Annotated in this window: 24 protein-coding genes; 15 read left to right on the top strand and 9 right to left on the bottom strand. The window is 41.8% G+C overall.

What is annotated here, in order from left to right; all coding sequences use genetic code 11:
• Positions 1-196 precede the first annotated feature (196 nt).
• The 5 genes from AAYR28_RS13300 to AAYR28_RS13280 form a co-directional block, all read right to left on the bottom strand.
• A complete protein-coding gene (locus tag AAYR28_RS13300) occupies positions 197-796 on the bottom strand; it encodes a response regulator transcription factor (RefSeq protein WP_041115006.1) in 600 nt (199 codons plus the stop codon).
• Positions 793-1,929: a sensor histidine kinase gene (locus AAYR28_RS13295; RefSeq protein ID WP_034279595.1), complete on the bottom strand. Its 1,137-nt coding sequence runs from the start codon at positions 1,927-1,929 to the stop codon at positions 793-795. The genes AAYR28_RS13300 and AAYR28_RS13295 overlap by 4 nt, the downstream gene beginning before the upstream one ends.
• Before the next feature lie 116 nt (positions 1,930-2,045).
• Positions 2,046-3,101, bottom strand: coding sequence for a fatty acid desaturase (locus AAYR28_RS13290; protein WP_034279598.1), 1,056 nt, complete (start codon positions 3,099-3,101; stop codon positions 2,046-2,048).
• A 188-nt stretch (positions 3,102-3,289) separates the two neighbouring features.
• On the bottom strand, positions 3,290-4,732 hold the full coding sequence (locus tag AAYR28_RS13285) for a DEAD/DEAH box helicase (protein ID WP_041115008.1): 1,443 nt from the start codon (positions 4,730-4,732) through the stop codon (positions 3,290-3,292).
• 114 nt (positions 4,733-4,846) lie between these two features.
• Entirely contained in the window at positions 4,847-5,650 is an 804-nt protein-coding gene (locus AAYR28_RS13280; RefSeq protein WP_034279604.1) for an NAD kinase, read from the bottom strand.
• A gap of 445 nt (positions 5,651-6,095) precedes the next feature.
• Between AAYR28_RS13280 and sppA the strand changes: the two genes are divergently transcribed.
• The 14 genes from sppA to AAYR28_RS13210 all read left to right on the top strand — a co-directional run bounded on the left by sppA (position 6,096) and on the right by AAYR28_RS13210 (position 19,472).
• Positions 6,096-7,097 carry a signal peptide peptidase SppA gene (gene sppA, locus AAYR28_RS13275; RefSeq protein WP_345808841.1) on the top strand — a complete coding sequence of 334 codons (1,002 nt, stop codon included), beginning with the start codon at positions 6,096-6,098 and terminating at the stop codon, positions 7,095-7,097.
• 14 nt (positions 7,098-7,111) lie between these two features.
• Positions 7,112-7,636, top strand: a complete 525-nt coding sequence (locus AAYR28_RS13270) for an RDD family protein (protein WP_024424812.1) — start codon at positions 7,112-7,114, stop codon at positions 7,634-7,636.
• 97 nt (positions 7,637-7,733) lie between these two features.
• Positions 7,734-8,441 carry a DUF2953 domain-containing protein gene (locus tag AAYR28_RS13265; RefSeq protein WP_345808840.1) on the top strand — a complete coding sequence of 236 codons (708 nt, stop codon included), beginning with the start codon at positions 7,734-7,736 and terminating at the stop codon, positions 8,439-8,441.
• A 14-nt stretch (positions 8,442-8,455) separates the two neighbouring features.
• Complete coding sequence (gene ytfJ / locus AAYR28_RS13260) at positions 8,456-8,908, top strand: GerW family sporulation protein (protein ID WP_007501733.1); 453 nt, start codon at positions 8,456-8,458, stop codon at positions 8,906-8,908.
• A gap of 112 nt (positions 8,909-9,020) precedes the next feature.
• On the top strand, positions 9,021-9,521 hold the full coding sequence (gene tpx, locus AAYR28_RS13255) for a thiol peroxidase (protein WP_024424810.1): 501 nt from the start codon (positions 9,021-9,023) through the stop codon (positions 9,519-9,521).
• Between the two features lie 87 nt (positions 9,522-9,608).
• Positions 9,609-10,583 carry a class I SAM-dependent methyltransferase gene (locus tag AAYR28_RS13250; protein ID WP_034279615.1) on the top strand — a complete coding sequence of 325 codons (975 nt, stop codon included), beginning with the start codon at positions 9,609-9,611 and terminating at the stop codon, positions 10,581-10,583.
• 229 nt (positions 10,584-10,812) lie between these two features.
• Positions 10,813-11,997, top strand: coding sequence for an acetate kinase (locus AAYR28_RS13245; protein ID WP_024424808.1), 1,185 nt, complete (start codon positions 10,813-10,815; stop codon positions 11,995-11,997).
• A gap of 105 nt (positions 11,998-12,102) precedes the next feature.
• Entirely contained in the window at positions 12,103-12,618 is a 516-nt protein-coding gene (locus tag AAYR28_RS13240) for a MogA/MoaB family molybdenum cofactor biosynthesis protein (protein ID WP_024426150.1), read from the top strand.
• 172 nt (positions 12,619-12,790) lie between these two features.
• Complete coding sequence (locus tag AAYR28_RS13235; protein ID WP_024424806.1) at positions 12,791-14,002, top strand: argininosuccinate synthase; 1,212 nt, start codon at positions 12,791-12,793, stop codon at positions 14,000-14,002.
• Positions 13,999-15,372, top strand: a complete 1,374-nt coding sequence (gene argH / locus AAYR28_RS13230; RefSeq protein ID WP_024424805.1) for an argininosuccinate lyase — start codon at positions 13,999-14,001, stop codon at positions 15,370-15,372. Before AAYR28_RS13235 ends, argH begins: the two co-directional genes overlap by 4 nt.
• 118 nt (positions 15,373-15,490) lie before the next feature.
• Positions 15,491-16,399, top strand: a complete 909-nt coding sequence (locus AAYR28_RS13225) for a phosphotransferase (protein WP_176966879.1) — start codon at positions 15,491-15,493, stop codon at positions 16,397-16,399.
• A 95-nt stretch (positions 16,400-16,494) separates the two neighbouring features.
• Positions 16,495-17,250 (top strand): SDR family oxidoreductase, encoded by a 756-nt coding sequence (locus tag AAYR28_RS13220; protein ID WP_034279624.1) that lies wholly within the window; start codon positions 16,495-16,497, stop codon positions 17,248-17,250.
• Between the two features lie 67 nt (positions 17,251-17,317).
• The gene (locus tag AAYR28_RS13215; RefSeq protein WP_345808839.1) at positions 17,318-18,001 is read left to right on the top strand and encodes a metal-dependent hydrolase; all 684 of its coding nucleotides are present in this window, start codon (positions 17,318-17,320) and stop codon (positions 17,999-18,001) included.
• A gap of 148 nt (positions 18,002-18,149) precedes the next feature.
• Positions 18,150-19,472: a CBS domain-containing protein gene (locus AAYR28_RS13210; protein WP_034279630.1), complete on the top strand. Its 1,323-nt coding sequence runs from the start codon at positions 18,150-18,152 to the stop codon at positions 19,470-19,472.
• 37 nt (positions 19,473-19,509) lie between these two features.
• Here AAYR28_RS13210 and AAYR28_RS13205 read toward each other — a convergent pair whose 3' ends face one another.
• Positions 19,510-19,812, bottom strand: a complete 303-nt coding sequence (locus AAYR28_RS13205) for a YtpI family protein (protein ID WP_003216665.1) — start codon at positions 19,810-19,812, stop codon at positions 19,510-19,512.
• A 147-nt stretch (positions 19,813-19,959) separates the two neighbouring features.
• Here AAYR28_RS13205 and AAYR28_RS13200 point away from each other — a divergent pair, with 147 nt between their 5' ends.
• Positions 19,960-20,901: a DHH family phosphoesterase gene (locus tag AAYR28_RS13200; RefSeq protein WP_024424800.1), complete on the top strand. Its 942-nt coding sequence runs from the start codon at positions 19,960-19,962 to the stop codon at positions 20,899-20,901.
• 52 nt (positions 20,902-20,953) lie between these two features.
• Here the strand turns inward: AAYR28_RS13200 and AAYR28_RS13195 are convergent, their stop codons facing one another.
• The 3 genes from AAYR28_RS13195 to AAYR28_RS13185 all read right to left on the bottom strand — a co-directional run bounded on the left by AAYR28_RS13195 (position 20,954) and on the right by AAYR28_RS13185 (position 22,089).
• Complete coding sequence (locus tag AAYR28_RS13195; protein ID WP_003216400.1) at positions 20,954-21,139, bottom strand: hypothetical protein; 186 nt, start codon at positions 21,137-21,139, stop codon at positions 20,954-20,956.
• 108 nt (positions 21,140-21,247) lie between these two features.
• A complete protein-coding gene (gene ytrI / locus AAYR28_RS13190) occupies positions 21,248-21,751 on the bottom strand; it encodes a sporulation membrane protein YtrI (protein WP_003216226.1) in 504 nt (167 codons plus the stop codon).
• Complete coding sequence (locus AAYR28_RS13185; RefSeq protein WP_024424798.1) at positions 21,748-22,089, bottom strand: YtrH family sporulation protein; 342 nt, start codon at positions 22,087-22,089, stop codon at positions 21,748-21,750. Before AAYR28_RS13185 ends, ytrI begins: the two co-directional genes overlap by 4 nt.
• Positions 22,090-22,178: the final 89 nt, after the last annotated feature.

Raw genomic sequence — 22,178 nt, 5'->3', positions numbered from 1 at the left:
AATGTAGACTCCTTTGAAATCGGCACATAAGCCGGATATTGGTGGTATTAGTGATAATGATAATTATTATCACTTGGATATCATATCATAGAACTGTGGGCTGTTGTCAATGACATTTTGATAGCTGGTGATAAAAAATAAAGAGGGGATTTTCGATAAAAAAAAGATCAAGGCAGCATGTGTCCTGATCTTTTTTCTATTTAAACCAGCCTTTTTCTTTTGATCGTGTAATGGCTTCGATGCGGTTTTTCACTTCCAGCTTATCTAAAATAATGGAAATGTAGTTCCGGACAGTGCCGCTTTTAATGCTGAGTTCTTTTGCAATTTCTTTTGTGTTTTTACCATCTGCGACGAGTTCAAGAACCGATTTCTCTCGCTCCGTTAAAGGGTTTTCGTCACTATATAAGTCTTCCATCAATTCAGGTGCGTACACCTTTTTCCCTTTCATCACACTGCGAATGGCACTTGCCAGCTCCTCGCTTGGGCTGTCTTTCAGCATGTAGCCGCTGACGCCAGCTTTTAGCGCCCTTTGGAAATAACCGGAGCGGGCAAAGGTCGTTAAAATGATGATTTTCACATCTGATCCTTTAAGCTCTTCCGCTGCATCAAGCCCGGTTTTTCCCGGCATTTCAATATCCATTAAGCAAATATCAACAGGGTGTGTTTTGGCAAAATCGATGGCATCTTGGCCGTTCGTACCTTTCCCAACAACCGTCATATCGTCTTCTAAATCGAGAAGTGAACCGAGTGCACCAAGCAGCATTTGCTGATCTTCTGCGATAAAGATGTTGATCATTTCATCCCCTCCTTTTCTTTTGCTGCTGAATCATTTGGAATGCTCATAATGAGCTTTGTCCCGTCTTTTGTTTCAATACGCAGGCGGCCATTTGCAAATTCCAATCTTTCTCTTATTCCTAAAAGGCCGTGACCCTTCGTTTGAGAGGGCGGATAGTCGCCTTTAAATGTTCCGTCGTCCTCAACGGTGATGATGGCTTCCTTTGATTTTTGGTGAATGGTGATTTTACAAACAGTCGCGTCACTATGTTTGACGACATTTGTCACCGCCTCTTTGATGCACATGCTCACAATGTTTTCGTTCAGAAGTGAGATGTGTTTCGGTGCTTCCTTTTCATCATAGATCAATTCAATTCCGGCTGCATCGAGAATTTGCTCGATGTTCGACATTTCCTCTTTGATTCGGATCCCCTTCATGGAGGAAACAATCTTCCGTACTTCATTGAGAGACGTTCTGGCGGTCTGCTGGACGCTTTTGAGTTCGGCACGGGCCTGTTCAGGGTCTTTATACACGAGTTTACGGGCAAGATCACTTTTTAACCCGATCAAAGAAAGCTTTTGTCCAAGGGTGTCATGCAGGTCGCGTGCAATGCGCTGCCTTTCTTCAAGCTTCACAAGATCAGCAATCCGTTCATTGGCATATTCTAATTTCTCCTCAAGCCGTTCACGTTCCTTCCTGCTCCGAATGCTGAGAGGAAGAAGAATGGCACTAATCAGGGTGATCACGACAAAAGGAATTTGTGTGAGAAACCAGCCCTTTTTTAAGATCAAACTAAAGTTCACCGCTATAGCAGCGCTCCCTAGATGAATATAGTATAAGATATAAAAAGGTACTTTTCTTTTAATATGCCCATTGAAATAGGCGATGCAAAAAGCGAAATAAATATAGCTGTAGAGCATCACATAACCAGTTGAAATACCGATCAATAAAAGACCGAAGACATATAAAGACCAGCCTTTTGCGACAAAGGCAAAACGATACACAGCGAAAAAGACGACGTTCAAAATAATGCCGATCACAATACCTAAAGTCGAAGGTGTCTTAAAGATAAAATAGAAGGGCAGGATGAAAAAAATGGCCCATATATAGGGAGAAATCCCATGCAACTTTTGAATTTTAAACTGTTTTTTCATCCGTGTGCCACCTTTTCCGTTTTCGTTCTTTTTCCTTACTTTATCAAATTCAACTTATGGTTGCATCCTGTAAATGACAACAAGCTCCTTCTAGTGTAAGAAAGAGCTTGCACCAATTATGCATTTTTCTTTAGAATGTCTCCTTTAATGACAGGTGCGGGCATCTTCTTAGATTGCCGTGCTTCTTTAAAGGTAACGAATGCTTTCGTTTCTTCATCCCAAAGTCTAAATTTCATTGATTCAATACTTGTTTTTAAAGTGATGGTTGGAACATTTTGAAGCGGCTCACTATGATCATGTGCATGCTCCAAGTGATAATTCGGTACCCTCGGACTTAAATGATGGACATGGTGATAACCGATATTGCCTGTTAACCACTGAAGAAGCTTTGGCAATTTGTAAAAAGAACTGCCTTCTACCGCTGCCTGCACATAATTCCAATGTTCATCTGCTTCAAAGTAAGAATCCTCAAACGTATGCTGAACATAAAACAGCCATACACCGATTGATCCTGAGATCAGGAAGATTGGACCTTGGACAAGCAGGAACTCCTGCCAGCCAAAAAGAAGACACGTTGCAGCTGCTAGCGCAATGATGCTCACGTTTGTGAAATACGTGTTCCAGCGCTCTTTTTTACGAGCATTTTTGACGTTGAAACGGTTTTTTAAGAGAAAGACAAAGATCGGACCTAAAATAAACATCACAAAAGGGTTACGGTAAAATCTGTAGCGAAATTTTGTCCATGCTGATGCTTCTTGATATTCTTTGACTGTCAGGAGCCAAATGTCGCCAGTACCTCGTTTGTCTAAATTACTACTTGTGGCATGGTGAATTGAATGATCTCTTTGCCATTGAAGATAAGGGAAAAGGGTGAGTACGCCCGTTAAAAAACCGAACAGGTGATTCAGCGGCTTCTGTTTGAAAAAGGATTGATGGCAGCAGTCGTGAAAAATAATAAAGACACGTACTAAAAAACCAGCTGCAATAACCGCAAAGAAGAGGGTTAAAAGGTAGGAGATGTTCAGGCTATAATAGGCAAGAAACCAAAGCCCCAAAAATGGGATGAATGTATTAAAGAGTTGAATGATACTTTTTTTTGAATCAGCACCAGAGAATTGGCCAACTTGTTTTCTTAAAGAGGCTTGCTGCTGTGTGTTTGTTGAAGTCGTCATGAACGTTCAAGTCCTTTCCGTTTCTTTCTACTTCAAAGTATAGAAGGAAAGGTGTCATACTCATAGTAGCACCCATCATGTATTCAATATGACATTTGTCATGTTTGACCTCAAAAAGGCTGATGGGATCACGGTTTTGAGTTTATTTCTCATCAATAAAAAAAGTAAAGGCGCTGGGCCTTTACTTTTTATGAACGAGCTTCATGTACTTTTAACTGCTTGCCTTTAATGGTTGTGTGGCGCATAGCATTCAGCACAAGAGGGCCTTTGCCGTTTAAAATATCGACATATGTTTTCGTGTCTTGAATCGTAATAATCCCAATGTCATCGAATGCAACGCCTTCTATTTTGGCAATGGTCCCAACGAAATCAACAGCCCGCAGTTTCTTTTTCTTTCCGCCGTTAAAATAAAGCTTCATAATATCCTTCTCAACGCCAGCCTGTTTATTTTCCTTTTGAATAGGCGTTTCAATCTTTTCTTCAAAGCTTTCTACATGCTTTTCTGCTTCTTCCTTTGTCGGATAAGGCTGAGTTTGAAAGTCTATGCCGGCATCCTGCTTTAATTCATCAATAAGCGGTTTTGCATTCTTTGTCATAAACGCAATCGTTTTCCCGCTTTTTCCCGCTCTGCCTGTTCTGCCAGTCCGGTGAATATAGCGCTCTTTTTCATAAGGAAGATCATAATGAATGACATGCGTCATATCACTCACATCAATTCCCCTGGCTGCTATATCTGTTGCGATCAGATATCGGAATTCACCTTTTTTAAATTCATCCATCACATCAAAGCGGTCTTCCTGTCTCATGCCGCCATGAATTTTGTCACAGGGCACATCCCATTCGTCCAGCTTCAGCGTGAGTTCATTCACCCGGTCTTGTGTATTACAGAAAATAATGCAGCTATCTGGATTTTCAATGACGATCGTACGCTGAAGAAGGGAGAATTTCGATTCTTCTTCTGTTTCAATCACGGTGTGAGTGATTTGCTGTACAGACGTTTCTTCACGTGCGATCTCAATGACTTTGGGTGATTGTAAAAACTGTTCGCTCAATTTCTTCATGTCATCAGACATTGTCGCTGAAAACAGCATCGACATGCGCTTTGGAGGCAGATATTGAATAATAGAAGAGACTTGATCGATAAATCCCATGTTCAGCATTTCATCCGCTTCATCTAACACGAAAAATTTGAGATTTTCTAAAGAAAGGGTGCCTTTCTCAAGGTGATCCAAAATGCGGCCTGGTGTCCCGCACACAATATGGTTTTTCTGTGAAAGCTCTACTTTCTGCGCTTGAAAAGGGGCTTTTCCATAAATGGCTGCGGCTTTGATTCGTTTGAATCGCCCGAGGCTTGTGAGGTCTTGTTTGACCTGCATGGCGAGCTCTCGTGTTGGAACGAGGATGAGGGCTTGAGGTTTATTTTCAGCCCAATCAACCATTTCACAAATCGGCAGACCATAGGCTGCAGTCTTGCCGCTCCCAGTCTGAGATTTGACGATTAAATCCTGCTTTGAAAAAGCAATTGATAATGTCTCGTGCTGAACAGGTGTAGGTGTATGGAAGTGAAGCGCTTCTAACGCTTGTTTCAATTCATCACTTAATGGATATTGATCAAAATGTTGTAATGTCATCGTGTTCTCCTTTTCGTACATTCATACTTGTGACATCATACCATAACCATGACCGTGAATGAAAAGACATAGAAAAAAGCCCCGTAAAGGAGCTTTCAGCGTGCGGACAAATTCTCAAAGGAATCTGCGTTTTACTTTTTCCCAGTAAGAGTTGTCTTTTAATTTCACCGTTTTAATGACTTTTCCTGAAAGGCCAATGTCAATTTGTTTGACGTGTTTTGTGCCGAGTGCTTCGTTATCAAGCCCGATAATTGGATGATCGTTTCCATCCTGCACTACTTTCAGCGTCAGCTTGCGGTCACTGCTCAAGATGAAAGGAGCGCCTAATGTACGGTAAGAGTTGTTATTCAGCGATGCAAGTTCTGTGACCTGCATACAAGGAAGCATCGGATCAACCACGGCGCCGCTCACGGATTTATTGTAGGCCGTTGAGCCAGTCGGAGTGGAAATAATCATGCCGTCGCCTCTAAAAGTTTCAAAGTGGAAATCATCTATATACACATCGATCACAAATGTTTTAATAATGCTGGAGCGGATTGACAGTTCATTTAAGCAATGGAACTGGTTTGTGCTGTCAACGCTTACATCGATGATCGGATATTTTCTCACTTCAAGCTGTTCAGTATTCATGGCATCAATCATTTTATCAAAATGTTCTAACGAGAAATCGCAGTATAGGTGCGTATTCTCTGATTTTGATACCCCTACATACAAGCAGTCATCCCGGAATTTTGTTTTACGTACTGCTTGAAGAAATGTGCCATCCCCGCCAATTGAAGCAATAATGTGGGCATCCTCTGCACGCTTGACGACGTGAAAGCCTTGATCAGTAGCGAGCTTCTCGAGAGAAGAAATGTGTCCATCCAATTCATGATCTTTTTTGTAAAAGAAAAATACATTGCGACGATTGTCTGTCATTGACGTTCTCCCCTTTGCTGTCAAAAATAATTTTCAATGATAAAGGGCTTACATGAAAACCCTTGCTCACATTTTACACTTTTTTCATATGAAAGTAAAAATTTTAGAAAGAACCATCTGATGATCGGATTGCTTTATGAGAAATGAGTCGATGTGAGTGATTTGAAATGGCTGAATTCTGAGCATAATTGAATAGCCGTTTTCTCATGAAAGAATGGTTTAGGTGTTTCGTTGCGGTGATGATCTAGCCTATTAGGTGCAGGGAGAGGATAAAAAAGCCAATTTTTCGTCATGCGCATGTCTAAGTAGACGATGTAAAGTTGATCGTTATTTAAGAGAGGTGCTATCATATGCCTACATGAAATGTAAAAAAACCACAATTCCTGTGAAACATTTCGTGTGGGCATTCGTATGAATGAAGTGAGATAAAAAGGAGGAGAAAAAGATGAATGCGAAAAGATGGGTAGCACTAATTATTGCACTTGGTGTTTTCGGATTTTCAATTGTGATTAGTGTCACGATGGCCTTGTTCGATAGCTTCAATGACAATAAAATAAGCTATCAATTCGGGGATGAAATAGAAGAGAAGGTACTAGAGAATGGCAGCGGTGCAGGCAAGATTGCTGTTCTTGAGATTAATGGAACCATTCAAGATAATGGCGGCGCATCGAGCCTATTAGGCGGAGAAGGTTATGATCATCGTGCATTCCTCAAGGAACTAGATAAAGCGAAAGAGGATGCTTCGGTAAAAGGTGTACTTCTGCGCGTAAACTCTCCTGGCGGCGGTGTCTATGAAAGTGCTGAAATACATAAAAAATTAGAAGAAGTGAAAAAAGCGAAGAAGCCGATTTACGTATCTATGGGATCCATGGCAGCTTCAGGCGGCTACTACGTGTCAACTCCAGCGAAGAAAATCTTTGCTTCACCTGAAACATTAACAGGATCGTTAGGTGTCATCATGCAAAGCTTGAATTATTCAAAGCTCGCAGATAATCTGGGTATTAAATATGAAACGATTAAGAGCGGGAAATTCAAAGATATCATGTCTCCAAACCGTGATATGACAAAAGATGAGCGCAACATCATGCAAAGCATGGTCGACAGCTCTTATGAAGGATTTGTCAAAGTGATCTCTGAAGGACGCGGTATGTCAAAACAGGAAGTCAAGAAAATCGCTGACGGCCGGGTATATGACGGGACACAGGCAAAATCGAACGGATTAGTCGATGAGCTTGGGTATTATGAAGATGCATTAAAAGCGATGAAGAAAAATGAAAAAGGCTTAAAAGGAGCAACAGTGGTCAGCTATTCTCAAAGCTTTGGCTGGAACTCTCTTTTCAACATGAGTGCAAGCAAGCTCTTTAAAAGCGAAATTGATTTTCTGAATTTAAAAGAAACACTGGCTGGCTCAAATGGGTCTAAACCGATGTATCTCTATTCAAAATAAAGGAGGGATCATAGATGGATTCTACATTCGATGAAGTAAGCGAAAGCCGCAGCCAAGAGGAAGAATCGAAGCCGGCCTTTGTGAAGCGCGCTTCAATTGAAGCACAGGCGTTTGCAGGTTTTTGGATTAGATTTTGGGCATTTATTCTTGATTGGCTCGTCGTCTGGGGTGTAAACCATTTGACGGTTTCTCCAATCTTTAGTCTGTTTGGCTGGTCCAAAGGAGGGGGATGGTTTTCTCCATTTTCCGTCACAACGACGATTGTATTCCTCCTTTATTTCGCCATCATGACGAAAATCTTTCAACAAACACTTGGCAAGATGGTGTTTGGGATTAAAGTGGTCTCACTTCAGCCTGAGAAGAAGCTGGCATGGGATGTTATTTTCTTTAGAGAGATTGTGGGACGCTACATTAATACGATCTTTATTCTCTATGCTATCGTTGGGTTCTCACCGAAAAAGCAAGGGGTTCATGATTACTTTGCCGATACGGTGGTCGTCCATGAACATTTATATGAAAAAACAGAATCAAACGTATAATCAGAGGGAGTTTGGCCGTAACGGTCAAACTCTTTTTTGTTGATTGGGTATAAAATCCAGAATGAGAGCCATAATCGTAGGGGAAGCATCATTTGTTATGGAGGAAGTGAGCACAGTGCTGTACGTTTGGATCGCAGCGTTTTTGTTTCTTGTGATCTTGTTGATTTTCATGAAAGTAACCATTTCGCTGGACTATTCGCATACAAACGACAATGACCACATTGCACTGAAGGTCATCACCTTATATGGATTGGTCAGACTCAAAAAAGAGATTCCGATGGTGAGGGTCAATCCAGAAGACCAAACGATTGATATTTGTGAGAAGAAAATGAAGAGCGCCAAAACGCCTGATCACGAAAAAGAATCGATGCATAAAAAAGTAGGAAAACGTGATATGAAGCAGATCCTTCATCAAATGGAGCGCATCACAAAAGAGATTGTCGATTTAAACCGGATCATGCGCAAGTTCTTCATCCACGTAAAGATTGTCTCGTTTCACTGGTCGACATGGATCGGCTTTCAAGACGCCGCATTAACAGGTGTAGCAGCCGGCGGTGTATGGTCAGTTAAAGGAGCACTGCTTGCTTTTATGCAGGAGCATCTCACCTTTAAGCATAAACCGATATATGAAGTCATTCCGGCCTTTCAGCACAATGTGTCACAGACTCAGTTTGCATGTATAGCTTATTTCCGTATTGGACATGCTATGCTTGCAGCCATTCGTTTACTTGTCCATTGGTTAAAAGGAAGAAAGGCGAGAAAAAATGCCTCTCTTCAAGCAACGAAGAATGAATCATCTGTTTAAGGAGGAACCCGAAAATGGCAGATCATCCAATCCAAGGTCTCATGAAGACAGCGATGGAAAACTTAAAAGAAATGATAGATGTGAATACAATCATCGGCGATCCAGTCGAAACCCCTGACGGCAGTGTCATTCTCACTGTGTCAAAGGTTGGTTTTGGGTTTGCAGCCGGCGGCAGTGAATTTAACGGGAACCAAAAGAAAGAAAAGCGTTCTGATGAACAGGAACGAAAAGAGCCGAGACTCCCATTTGGCGGCGGAAGCGGCGGCGGGGTGTCGATTACACCAATCGCCTTCTTAATTGTAGGAACAAACGGAGTTCGAATGCTTCATTTGGATGAACACACCCATCTGCTCGATAAAATATTGGATTCTGCTCCTCAAGCAATTGAACGTCTTCAGCACATGTTTAAGAAGGATGAGCGGGAGCACCGTCACAAAGAACGAAAACTAGATGACATAGACCTTTAAAAAGTTAGCTGCGCTGCAGTTAACTTTTTTTGCAAAATGGACGATTAGGCTTTGCAGTTTTTTGCTTTCTCTACTATGATAGAACCATACATTTGAAAAGGGAGGAATTGTTTTGGCATCGATCACATTTAAAGGAAGTCCTGTCACGCTTGTAGGAAATGAAGTAAAAGTAGGCGAGCAGGCTCCTGATTTTACGGTATTAACGAACTCACTTGGAGAAGTTTCACTTTCTGATTTAGCAGGAAAAGTGACGATCATCTCAGTGATTCCTTCTATTGATACAGGTGTGTGTGACGCACAAACAAGACGTTTCAATGAAGAGGCAGCGGGTTTAGGTCCTGTCAATATTTATACGATTAGTGCAGACCTTCCATTTGCACAAGCACGCTGGTGCGGAGCAAACGGAATTGAAAATGTCGAAACATTATCTGATCACAGAGATATGTCATTTGGTGAAGCATTCGGTGTGTATATGAAAGAATTGCGTTTATTGGCGCGCGCAGTCTTCGTATTAGACCCTAACGGAAAAGTGGTTTACACTGAATACGTAAGTGAAGCAACGAATCACCCAAATTATGAAAAAGCCATTGAAGCTGCAAAATCACTGTTATAAAAGCAGCATCGACAAGAGCTCCGGCTTCATCCTGGGGCTCTTTTCAATGAGAACATATAGCTTTTACAAAGCGAGGAGAGAAAAGCATTGCAGAAAGATCAAGTAAGTACGATTTTTGAACTGCTCGATACAGCTTCTATTCGATTAAAAAAGGAACAGAGCATTTCTTATATTGAAGCATTGGCAGAAGCAGGAGAAGCCTTTTTCCAAGCAAATGATCGAAACGGTTTATTAAAGGATTTGATAGAGAAAGCAGATTTTGCTTCTTATGATCATGAGCAGATTCGTAAAGCGTTTCAGCTCGCCGTATTGAAAGGTCAAAAGGATATTTCTCATCCAAATCGCCAGATGACACCAGATACGATTGGACTGTTTGTCAGCTATTTGGTGAACAAATTTTTAGATGGTCAAAAAGAGCTTGTAGTCTTTGATCCAGCAGCGGGAACAGGAAACTTACTTCTTGCTGTTTTAAATAATCTCACTGCAGAAACAAAACGCGGCTTTGCGTCTGAAATTGATGATGTGCTCATTAAAATTGCTTGGGCGCAGGCGAATTTAGAGGAGAAAGAAGTTGAGCTTTTCCACCAGGACAGTCTTGAGCCGCTTCTGATCTCACCGGCAGATGTCACTGTATGCAGTCTCCCAGTCGGCTATTATCCAAATGATGAGCGTGCAGCAGACTTTGAATTAAAGGCAAAAGAAGGACATGCTTTTGCCCATTATTTATTCATTGAACAAAGCCTTCGCTACACAAAAGAAGGCGGCTTCCTATTCTTCATCATTCCAAATGATTTGTTTGAAGGAAAAGAGAGCGTACAATTAAAGGATTTCATCAAAGATCATGCGTATATGAATGCGTTAATTCAGCTGCCAGTGTCCATGTTTAAGGATAAAAAACACGCCAAAAGCTTATTTGTGATGCAGAAGAAAAAAGAAGGGCTGGAAGCACCAAAACGAATGCTGTTTGCCAATCTTCCATCTTTCTCACAGAAGGAAGCAATGGTCGGTGTGATGAGAAAACTAGACCAGTGGTTTATAGAAGAAAAAGAAACGAAAGAATAGCCAGAGTGATTTCTGGCTATTTTACTATTCAGAAAATAACGACTTATTGATGTAAGCGATAACAGTTTGAAGGTGCACTTGAAATGCAAAGTTTTCAATGTTTAAATGAAAAAGTCAGATATTTTTCGGACTTATCGTTAAACTATAAAAGACCCGTCAAACAGGTTGAATATAGCACCGGAAAAAACGTGAAACCTTATATAACAACTGAGTAAAAGGAGCGACAGTAATGTCCAAAATTATTGCAATCAACGCAGGAAGCTCATCTCTTAAATTCCAATTGTTCGACATGCCAGAAGAAACCGTTTTAACAAAAGGGCTTGTTGAAAGAATCGGAATGGACAACAGTATCTTCACGATCTCTGTAGATGGAGAAAAGAAAACAGAAGTGACAGATATTCCAGATCACGCAGTAGCGGTCAAAATGCTGCTTGAAAAACTAACTGAATTTCACATCATCAAAGACTTTAATGAAATTGATGGCGTAGGACACCGCGTTGTTCACGGCGGAGAGAAATTCAGCGATTCTGTTCTTTTAACTGATGAAGTGATCAATGACATTGATCAGCTTTCAGAGCTTGCACCACTTCACAACCCTGCAAACGTTGTAGGAATCAAAGCATTCAAACAAATTCTGCCTGACGTACCAGCGGTTGCTGTGTTCGATACAGCATTCCACCAAACTATGCCAGAGCAGTCTTACCTATACAGCCTTCCGTACGACTACTACAAAAACTTTGGTATTCGTAAATACGGATTCCACGGGACAAGCCACAAGTTCGTTACAGAGCGTGCAGCAGAGCTATTAGGCCGTCCACTAGAAGAGCTTCGTCTGATTTCTTGCCACCTTGGAAATGGTGCGAGTATCGCAGCAGTTGAAGGCGGAAAATCAATCGATACATCTATGGGCTTTACACCACTTGCTGGTGTTGCAATGGGTACACGTTCTGGTAACATTGACCCTGCCCTTATTCCATTTATTATGGAAAAAACAGGACATACTGCTGAAGAAGTGCTTTCTACTTTGAATAAGAAGAGTGGTCTTTTAGGTGTGTCTGGTCTGTCAAGTGACCTTCGTGATATCGAAGAAGCAACAGAAGAAGGAAACGACCGTGCAGAAGTTGCTCTTGATATTTTTGCGAGCCGTATTCATAAATACATCGGCTCTTATGCAGCTAGAATGAATGGCGTAGATGCGATCATCTTCACAGCTGGAATCGGTGAAAACAGTTCAGAAGTAAGAGCACGTGTACTTCGTGGTCTAGAATTCATGGGCGTTTACTGGGATCCATCCCTAAACAACATGAGAGGCGAAGAAGCATTCATCAGCTACCCGCACTCACCTGTAAAAGTAATCGTCATCCCAACAAACGAAGAAGTAATGATTGCAAGAGACGTTATGCGTTTAGCGTAATCAAGTTTGAGAAGCTCTTTTCCAATAAGGAAAAGAGCTTTTTTCTGTTAAAAGCAGCATGCTATAATGTTGTCCAATATGAAGCAAAAGGGAGCGGTGCGAAAGATGAGCGTGACAGAACATAAACGTGAGGCGAAAGAAAGGCTTTATGTGAAAGTCATTACGGTCAGTGATACAAGAACGAAAGATACAGATAAAAGCGGCCGTCTGATGATTGATTTGCTCAAAGAACAGGGACATCTTGTTCTTGCATACGATATTGTAAAAGATGATATAGGATCGATTCAAGACGCTGTGCTGGAGGGAACAAGCGAACCGAAAATAGATGCCGTCTTGTTAAATGGCGGCACAGGAATTGCTGCAAGGGATGTGACCATTGAAGCAATCACCCCTCTTTTTTCCAAGGAACTGCCTGGCTTTGGCGAAATCTTCCGCATGCTCAGTTATACAGAAGACATAGGTTCAGCTGCTATTTTATCCAGGGCAACGGCAGGGGTCGTCAATCAAAAGGCTGTCTTTGCCACGCCGGGATCTACCGGAGCCGTTCGTTTAGCCATGACCAAACTCGTGATTCCAGAGCTTCCTCATGTCTTACGAGAGCTTGAAAAGGATCAAAAATAGCCCAAAATGACTCTGCCAAGAAAATTTGGCAGAGTTTTTTTCATAAAGGGGTTGAAAAAACAATTTTTCCTTGTTACAGTGTATACATACTAAATGCATGTTTATAAATTAAAACTTATTTTTATGCAAAAACATTCACAGAATCAAAACAAGCGAGAGGAGCTTTTCAATCATGTCACAAAATAAAAAAGTCGTATTAGCATATTCCGGAGGTCTTGATACCTCTGTTGCAGTTAAATGGTTACAAGAGCAAGGATACGAAGTCGTTGCTTGCTGCTTGGACGTAGGTGAAGGAAAAGATTTAGCATTCGTTCAACAAAAAGCACTTCAAGTCGGAGCTGTTCAATCATACATGATTGACGCAAAAGAAGAATTTGCTGAAGAGTTTGCGCTCACTGCATTACAAGCACACACAATGTATGAAGGAAAATATCCACTAGTATCTGCACTATCCCGCCCGCTTATTGCAAAAAAATTAGTGGAAGTGGCAGAAAAAGAAAATGCAGTAGCAGTTGCTCATGGATGTACTGGAAAAGGGAACGACCAAGTTCGTTTCGAAGTATCCATTAAAGCATTGAATCCAGACCTAGAAGTTCTTGCACCAGTGCGTGAATGGAAATGGTCTCGTGATGAAGAAATCGATTATGCACAAAAACACGGTATTCCAATTCCGATTAACTTAGACAGCCCATATTCAATCGACCAAAACCTTTGGGGCAGAAGTAACGAATGTGGCATTTTAGAAGATCCTTGGGCTGCGCCGCCAGAGGGTGCATACGATCTGACAAATCCACTTGAAAAAACGCCTGACACACCTGAAATCATTGAGATCACGTTTGAAAAAGGAAAACCGACTGCGATTGATGGTATCCAATATTCATTATCTGATCTCATCCTTCATTTAAATGAAGTCGCTGGTCAGCATGGTGTAGGCAGAATCGATCACGTTGAAAACCGTCTTGTTGGCATCAAATCCCGTGAAGTGTACGAGTGCCCAGGTGCTGTCACACTTCTTAAAGCACATAAAGAGCTTGAAGACTTAACGCTTGTCAAGGAAGTGGCACACTTTAAACCAATCGTTGAACAAAAAATGGCTGAATTAATATACAACGGCTTATGGTTCTCACCGCTTAAAGAAGCACTAGATGCATTCTTACAAGAAACACAGCAGAACGTAACGGGTGTTGTACGTGTGAAACTATTTAAAGGTCATGCCATTGTAGAAGGACGTAAATCACCATATTCACTTTATGATGAAAATCTAGCAACTTATACAAAAGCAGACGAATTCGATCATGATGCAGCTGTAGGATTTATTAACCTTTGGGGCTTACCGACAAAAGTAAACAGCATCGTGAATAAAAAGGAGCAGGTTAAAGCATGAAAAAGCTTTGGGGAGGCCGATTTCAAAAAACACCAGAAAAATGGGTCGATGAGTTTGGCGCGTCCATTCATTTCGACAAACAATTAGTCAAAGAAGATTTGACCGGCTCCCTTGCTCATGCAAGTATGCTGAATAAATGCGGTATCCTCGGCGATGAGGAGGCCGCTGCCATCAAAGACGGACTAAATACGCTCATGAAAAAGGCAGAGGCGGATGAACTGGAATTCTCAGTCGATTATGAAGACATTCATTTAAACCTTGAAAAAATGCTCATTGATGAGATTGGTCCGCTTGGCGGCAAATTGCACACAGCGAGAAGCCGGAATGATCAGGTTGCAACCGATATGCACTTATATTTGAATAACCAAGTCGAGCATATTATTGAGCTGATCTCTTCCTTTCAAACGGTGCTTGTAGAAAAGGCAGAACAGCACGTTGAAACAATTTTTCCAGGATATACGCACCTGCAGCGTGCACAGCCTATTTCGTTTGCCCATCATATGCTCGCCTATTTTTGGATGCTTGAGCGTGACAAAGCGCGCTTTCAAGATTCATTGAAGCGAATTAACGTGTCTCCACTTGGATGCGGAGCGTTAGCAGGAACGACATTCCCGATTGATCGTGAATATACAGCAGAGCAGCTTGGCTTTGACCACATTTACGAAAACAGCCTCGATGGTGTGAGTGACCGGGACTTCATTTTAGAGTTTTTATCTAATAGCAGCCTTGTGATGATGCATCTCTCACGTTTTTGTGAGGAAATCATTTTATGGTGCTCGCAAGAATTCAAATTCATTGAACTCGATGACACGTATGCAACAGGCAGCAGCATGATGCCGCAGAAGAAAAACCCGGATATGGCTGAATTAATCCGCGGGAAAACAGGCCGCGTGTATGGCAATCTGATGGGGCTTCTCACGATTATGAAAGGCTTGCCGCTTACGTATAACAAAGACCTGCAAGAAGATAAAGAAGGCATGTTTGATACAGTGAAAACCATCGCTGGCAGCCTGCAAATTTTCACAGGCATGATTCAAACGATGACAGTGAACGAAGATGTCATGAAAAAGGCAACAAAAGAAGATTTCTCAAACGCAACAGAAGTGGCAGACTACCTTGCGAAAAAAGGCATGCCATTCCGTGAAGCACACGAAATCGTTGGCAAGCTTGTGTATACATGTATTCAAAAAGGCATCTATCTAAGTGATCTTCCTTTTGAAACATTTACAGAAGCAAGCGAACTTTTTGAACAAGACATTTACACAGTTCTTGACCCATATGTTGCTGTTGAAAAAAGAACAAGTGCAGGCGGAACTGGATTCAAACAAATTCAGCTCGCTTTAGAAAAAGCAAAAGCCTGCCTGGCATAACTTATCAAAACCATTCGTTTATACGGATGGTTTTTTTGTCATGGAAAAAGGAGATTGATGATCATTGGAGAAATGAAAGCATACCTGCGTCAAGCAGAAGAGGGAGTGACAGCAGATCATGAAGAAAACGCTTGAGGCTTTGTTTCATCAACCAATCGTATCAGTGAAAACGTTAGGAGAACAATATGACGGACGGGTTAATGATGTGTGGCTGATCTCCTTACAAGATAAAACGGAATATGTAGTCAAATCTCCTAAAACTGCAAGAGAAGAAAGTGAATTTGTGTTTGGGATCAAGATGATCTATGGAGTAGATGACCGTACTGTACAAGAGCATATCGATCAAATCAATCAAAAGTTGTCTCATATGAATTCTTCCTTTCATATTCCAGAAGTTGTTCGTAAAGTGAAGAAGGCAGGGAGACATTTTTATGTAATGGAAAAAGTAGAAGGAACAACTTGTACATCTTTTGAGGGACGTTCATCAGACTTTTATAAGGATTATGGGAGGAAACTAGCACAACTTCATTCATATCGTATTGACTTTTTTGGTGCAGTCTACGGAGCTGAAAAGAAGCATTTGAGAGAATTCCATGCTGTGTTAAAAAAGGCTGTATCCAAACTCATAGACCGCTATTACGCTGATCAGCCTGAATTTCACTGTTATGCAGAAATTGTGCTGCAAAAGATCGAAAAGCTAAGGACGCCTGATTCAGCCAGTCTTATTTTAATTGATTTAGATCCGTCTCAATATATTGAAAATGATGATCAAGTGACGAGTTTAGTTGATACAGAATATGTCGTATATGGACCAGCTGCGTTTGATTTTATTGCATTGGAATACCTTTTGACGAAAGAAGCTGCCCGCAATGTTCAATTGGGTTATGAAAAGATTTGCCCGCTTCCTCGCGATCTTCATGAGGTGAGAGAATGCTATCGTTTTGTTTCGCTGCTGCTCGATATCCATGGCTCTTGGGATTTGAAAAAGTGGATGAATCACCCTATACTGTTTGACTCATATCGATAAAGGGTTCATAAGTGCGCCAGATGCCGGTTTATAGTAAAGTAAAGATAACAAAAGAAACACGTGAACTTGCAACCTTTGCTTTAGGAGGAGATTGTGTGCGACACGCATTAATAACAGCGGGTTCTAAAGGACTTGGCCGGAAAGTCACCGAGTCTTTACTGAATATGGGGTATTCTGTGACAGTGAATTATCGAAGTGATGATGAAGCTGTCCGGCAGATGAAAGAAGAACTACAGCAGTACGAAGATAAGCTTCAATTTGTCCAAGGTGATGTGACAAAAAAAGAAGATTTAAAAAACATGGTAGAGCTGGCAGCAGAGCGATTTGGGCGGATTGATGCCCTGATTAACAATGCTGGCCCTTATATTTTTGAACGAAAAAAACTGGCGGATTATTCTGAGGATGAATGGTATCAAATGATGGAAGGCAACCTATCAGCAGTATTCCATTTGTTCCGAATGGTCATCCCAATGATGAGAAAACAAGGCTTTGGCCGCATTATCACTTATGGCTTCCAAGGTGCAGACCATGCGCCAGGCTGGATGCACAGATCAGCCTTTGGAGCGGCAAAAGTGGGCCTTGCGTCATTGACGAAAACCATTGCGATTGAAGAAGCCGAAAATGGTATCACGGCCAATATGGTGTGTCCAGGCAAAATCGTTGGAGACATGAAAGAATCGACAATAGAGGAAGCCCGTCAAATCAAAGACGATGAAACGCCGATAGGCAGGTCTGGCACTGGAGAGGATATAGGACGTATCATCTCATTTCTATGCGATGACCGTTCAGATCTTATTACAGGGACCGTCATTGAAGCAACAGGTGGTCTTAACGTGATTCACAGGCATTAAGTTTTTCAGCTTTTTATAGAGGGAATAAATGATATGAGATCAAAAATTGAAAGGTGGATATACTCACATGAAAGCTACATATCATGGACATTCAGTTGTACACATTGAAACAAACGGATACCATATTTGGATTGATCCATTTTTAAATGGAAATAAGCACACAGAGATCAAACCGCAAGATGTGAAAGCGAATGTCATTTTACTGACACATGGACATGGAGATCACATCGGCGACACCATTGAAATGGCTAAGAACAATGATGCACTTGTTGTCGCGCCTTTCGAACTTGCCACGTATTTAAGCTGGCAAGGGGTGAAAACGCACCCGCTTTCTATTGGAGGCGGCCGTGAGTTTGAATTTGGTAAAGTGAAGCTCACGCAAGCGTTCCATGGTTCAGCTGTCATTGATGAAGAGGCACAGACGATTACGTATACAGGGATGCCATCAGGTATTTTATTTACCGCAGAGGGCAAAACCATTTATCATGCTGGAGACACTGCACTCTTTTCAGATATGAAGCTGATTGGTGAACTGAATCATATTGAGCTCGCATTCCTTCCAATTGGTGATAACTTCACGATGGGACCGGAGGATGCAAGAATCGCAGCAGAATGGCTGCGGGCAAAACAGGTCGTTCCGATTCACTACAGCACATTCCCGCCAATTGAACAGGATCCGCATGCATTTGCAGACAGCCTGCATGGCGGCGTCGGTCATGTGTTAAACAGCGGGGAATCAATCGAGATTTAATCCTCATATGAATAAAGCTGGCACACAAATGCCGGCTTTTTTTATTTGCCTTCATCTGCTGAAAGAAAAGACAAATTGCTATTAAAAGCCTCCTGCCCTTATAATGAAACATAGATGAAAACGCTGAAAACAAAAAGGGTGAACGGGATTGGCGACAAAGCATGAGCAAATTTTATCGTATATTGATTCATTAGATGTCGGGGAGAAAATCTCTGTCCGGCGCATAGCGAAAGAAATGAAAGTGAGTGAAGGCACCGCTTACCGGGCCATCAAAGATGCTGAAAATAAAGGATTCGTCAGTACCATTGAACGAGTCGGCACCATTCGAATTGAACAAAAGAAAAAAGAAAATATTGAAAAACTGACATATGCAGAAGTGGTCAATGTCATTGATGGCCAGGTCCTTGGAGGACGCGCCGGATTACATAAAACGTTAAACAAATTTGTCATTGGAGCGATGGAGCTGGACGCAATGATGCGCTATACGGCTGCTGGCAACCTGCTCATCGTCGGAAACCGAATCAATGCCCACAGACAGGCATTAGAGGCAGGGGCGGCTGTGCTGGTCACAGGCGGATTCTCAACAGATGATGAAATCATTCAGCTCGCAGATGAGCTGGAGCTGCCGATTTTATCGACAAGCTACGATACATTTACCGTAGCGGCCCTCATTAACAGAGCCATTTATGACCAATTAATTAAAAAAGAAATTGTGCTTGTAGAAGATATTTTAACGCCGATTGAACGCACCGTGTATTTATCACCAGAGGATAAGCTTGAAAAATGGTATGAAAAGAATTATGAAACTGGCCACGGCCGTTTCCCGGTCGCAGATGATCAAATGAAGATTCACGGAATCCTCACCTCAAAGGATATTGCGGGGCATGACCGCTCCACACCGATTGAAAAAGTGATGACGAAAAATCCACTGACGGTCATTGGCAAAACATCTGTCGCCTCAGCTGCACAAATGATGGTGTGGGAAGGCATTGAGGTGCTGCCAGTTGTGGATGATCATGCGAAGCTGATCGGTATGATCAGCCGTCAGGATGTGCTCAAGGCGCTCCAAATGATTCAAAAGCAGCCGCAGGTCGGAGAAAAGCTGGATGATGTTGTCTCAAGAGGGTTTAAAGAAACCGATACAGAGAAACCAAAAGCGGATGCGGTTTATCAATACGAGGTTACCCCGCAAATGACGAATCAGCTTGGAAACATTTCATATGGGGTGTTCACACAAATTTTAATCGAATCTGCCAACCGCTTCTTAAAATCTCATAAAAAGGGCGAACTGATCGTCGAGAGTCTCTCTGTCTATTTCTTAAAACCGGTCCAAATGGAATCCACAATCCAGATTAAGCCGAATATTTTAGAAGTAGGGCGCAAGTTTGGAAAGCTGGAAGTGGAGGTTTATCACCAATCGAATATCGTAGGCAAAGCGATGCTGATGGTGCAGCTGATGGAGAGGGGATAATGATAAAAAGGGCGAACTTATGTCGCCCCTTTCCTTATTACGCGTGATCTTTTTCGCCTTCCTTTAAGAAGAGCGGAAGGTAATGCTTGTAGGCTTTATACCCAGCCCACGTACTGCCGATACCGACGGCAACAAAAATAAATCCGATGACAAATGCGAGTGACGAGCGGTTTAAAAATAATTGATTCACACCGAAGAGCAGGACAAAGCAGCCAAGTGCCATACTGGATTTCGCCGACCAGAATTTTTTCTCGACTGGCCGGTTCGTACGGACATTTTTTGCTTTGTAGTATAAATAAAACATGGCAGAACAAATAATAAACACAATCAAAACAAGCATGTGCCAAGCCTCCATTGTAAGTGGTTACAACCCTATTTTAAACGTAAATAGGCTTGCTTACTAGAATAAATTGTCTATTCCTCACTTTTCCGTCACGATAGATTATGATTTAATAATAAAAAGAGTATCGCATGAGAAGGAGTTTTTATGAAAAAAGAACTGATTAGAACCATATCATTATATGACACCATCATCATCCATAGACATGTAAGACCAGATCCTGATGCGTATGGATCGCAGTGCGGCCTTACGGAAATCTTGCGTGCCACCTATCCAGAAAAAAATATTTATGCGACAGGAACGCCTGAGCCATCCCTTTCATTTTTATATGAACTCGATGAGGTACCAGACGACGTGTATAAAGGGGCCCTTGTCATTGTCTGTGATACGGCCAATCAAGCAAGAATCGATGATCAGCGCTATTTAATGGGCGATAAGCTGATGAAAATCGACCATCACCCAAATGAAGATCCTTATGGTGATTTGCTTTGGGTGGATACAGAGGCAAGCTCTGTGAGCGAGATGATTTATGAATTGTACTTAGAGGGGAAAGAAGAAGGATATCAGCTGAATACAAAGGCGGCTGAATTGATCTATGCCGGCATTGTAGGAGACACAGGCCGCTTCCTTTTCCCAAACACAACGAAAAAGACACTCAAATATGCAGGTGAACTCATCGAATATCCATTTTCATCTTCAGATCTTTTCAATCAATTGTATGAGACAGATTTGAATGTCGTGAAATTAAATGGTTATATTTTTCAACATATTTCTTTGTCAGAGAACGGGGTTGCATCTGTTTTCATTAAGCGTGAAATTTTGGAATCGTTCCAAACAACAGCGCAGCAAGCCTCACAGCTTGTTGGGACACTAGGAAATATTGCAGGCATTAAGGCATGGGTCTTTTTTGTGGAAGAAAACGATCAGATTCGTGTTAGATTCCGCTCTAAAGGAGTCGTCATTAACACCATTGCGAAAAAATATCATGGCGGCGGCCACCCGCTTGCAGCCGGTGCGTCCATTTATGATTGGGCAGTAGCAGATGAGATTTTGCGTGATTTAGAGGAAGTATGTAAATCATCATCATAAGAGAGGAGGGATACTTAAGTCCCTTCTCTCTTTTTTGTCATGGAGAAAAGGGTTACTTGCATACAGGGATAAACCAGCAGCCGATGTCTGTTGAATCTTCATAGGCTTGGAGATTTTGATGCTTTAATTCTTTTTTAATTAAATGAGCCATCATTTCTGTCTCAGCATAGGCGCACATGCCGTCTTTGATCCGGCTTGCTTTGTCTCGTGCCATTTGACGATAGCTGTAAACCTCCATTGTCCTCACCTCTTTCTATTTAAGATTTCGTTCTACTTTTAGTGTATAAAAATGAAGCGTGAAAAGCGATCATTGAGGGCAGAAATTCATAAAAATTCCACAACCTCCTTATTCAGCAAATGAAATACGTACTTCAAGTGAAAGCTTCGTATAAATTGTCAGCTCTGTCACTTTCGCGCGATATGCCTTTTCCCGAATGGTATATTCTTTATTTTCCACTGTCCGTTTTAGTAATTCCTTTGTTTTATAGACACTTTCAATATCCTTTGTAATGACTTCTGAGATATCCTCCTTGACCTGATCTTCAAACTTTAGCGTATCTGGCTCTGGGATTTTATACTGCTCACGATTCACGAGATGAACATCTACGCTTTGAATCAGCAGCCGCTTCTTATTATCCTCATTTAACTTATGCAAATCTTCCCGATAGAGTGTGATTTGTTCTTTCAGACTGTCCATATGATGCTGCTGGCTTCTCAGCAGTGTCACTTGCTTTTCCTGAAAGGTTCCGTATGTAAAGAGAAAAATGAGCCAGCTTACAATCGCACCAAACATCATTCCTGCAAAAAAACGCTGCCAGCCTGGGCGTTTATACAGCTCCGGCACCCTCATGATGACACATGCTCCTGGGTGAGCCACGTAATAATGAGATACCCCGTTTGTGCACCGCCCATGGCAGAGATAATTAATAAAATCTGCTTGAAAATATCACGCGTGTTTCCTTCGAAAATGCCTCGTTCAAAGCTATAAACAGCATCGAATGTTCCGCCGATAGCGGCGACAAGCGCCCAAATCTTTAAACGGTTGGCAAGACTAGTAATAATGGATAAAGGCGGCTGACCAGATAAATACGCACCAACACCGCCTATGATAGCACCACCCAAAATGACCCCAAGGGCGATAAAATAACAGCTGATAAAATTCGGAATAAAAGCTTCCTTCACATCCATTTTGTCCACCTCACTCTATTCAATATATGGCGTGTGCTGGACAAGTATGAACGGACAGAAAAGAAAGAACATTTGTTTCTCATCGCATC

Origin of the sequence: Bacillus safensis, from assembly GCF_039619585.1 — a bacterium.
Lineage (GTDB): Bacteria > Bacillota > Bacilli > Bacillales > Bacillaceae > Bacillus > Bacillus safensis.
The sequence above is the reverse complement of the archived record's forward strand: the minus strand, read 5'-3'. Positions and strand labels throughout refer to the sequence as shown.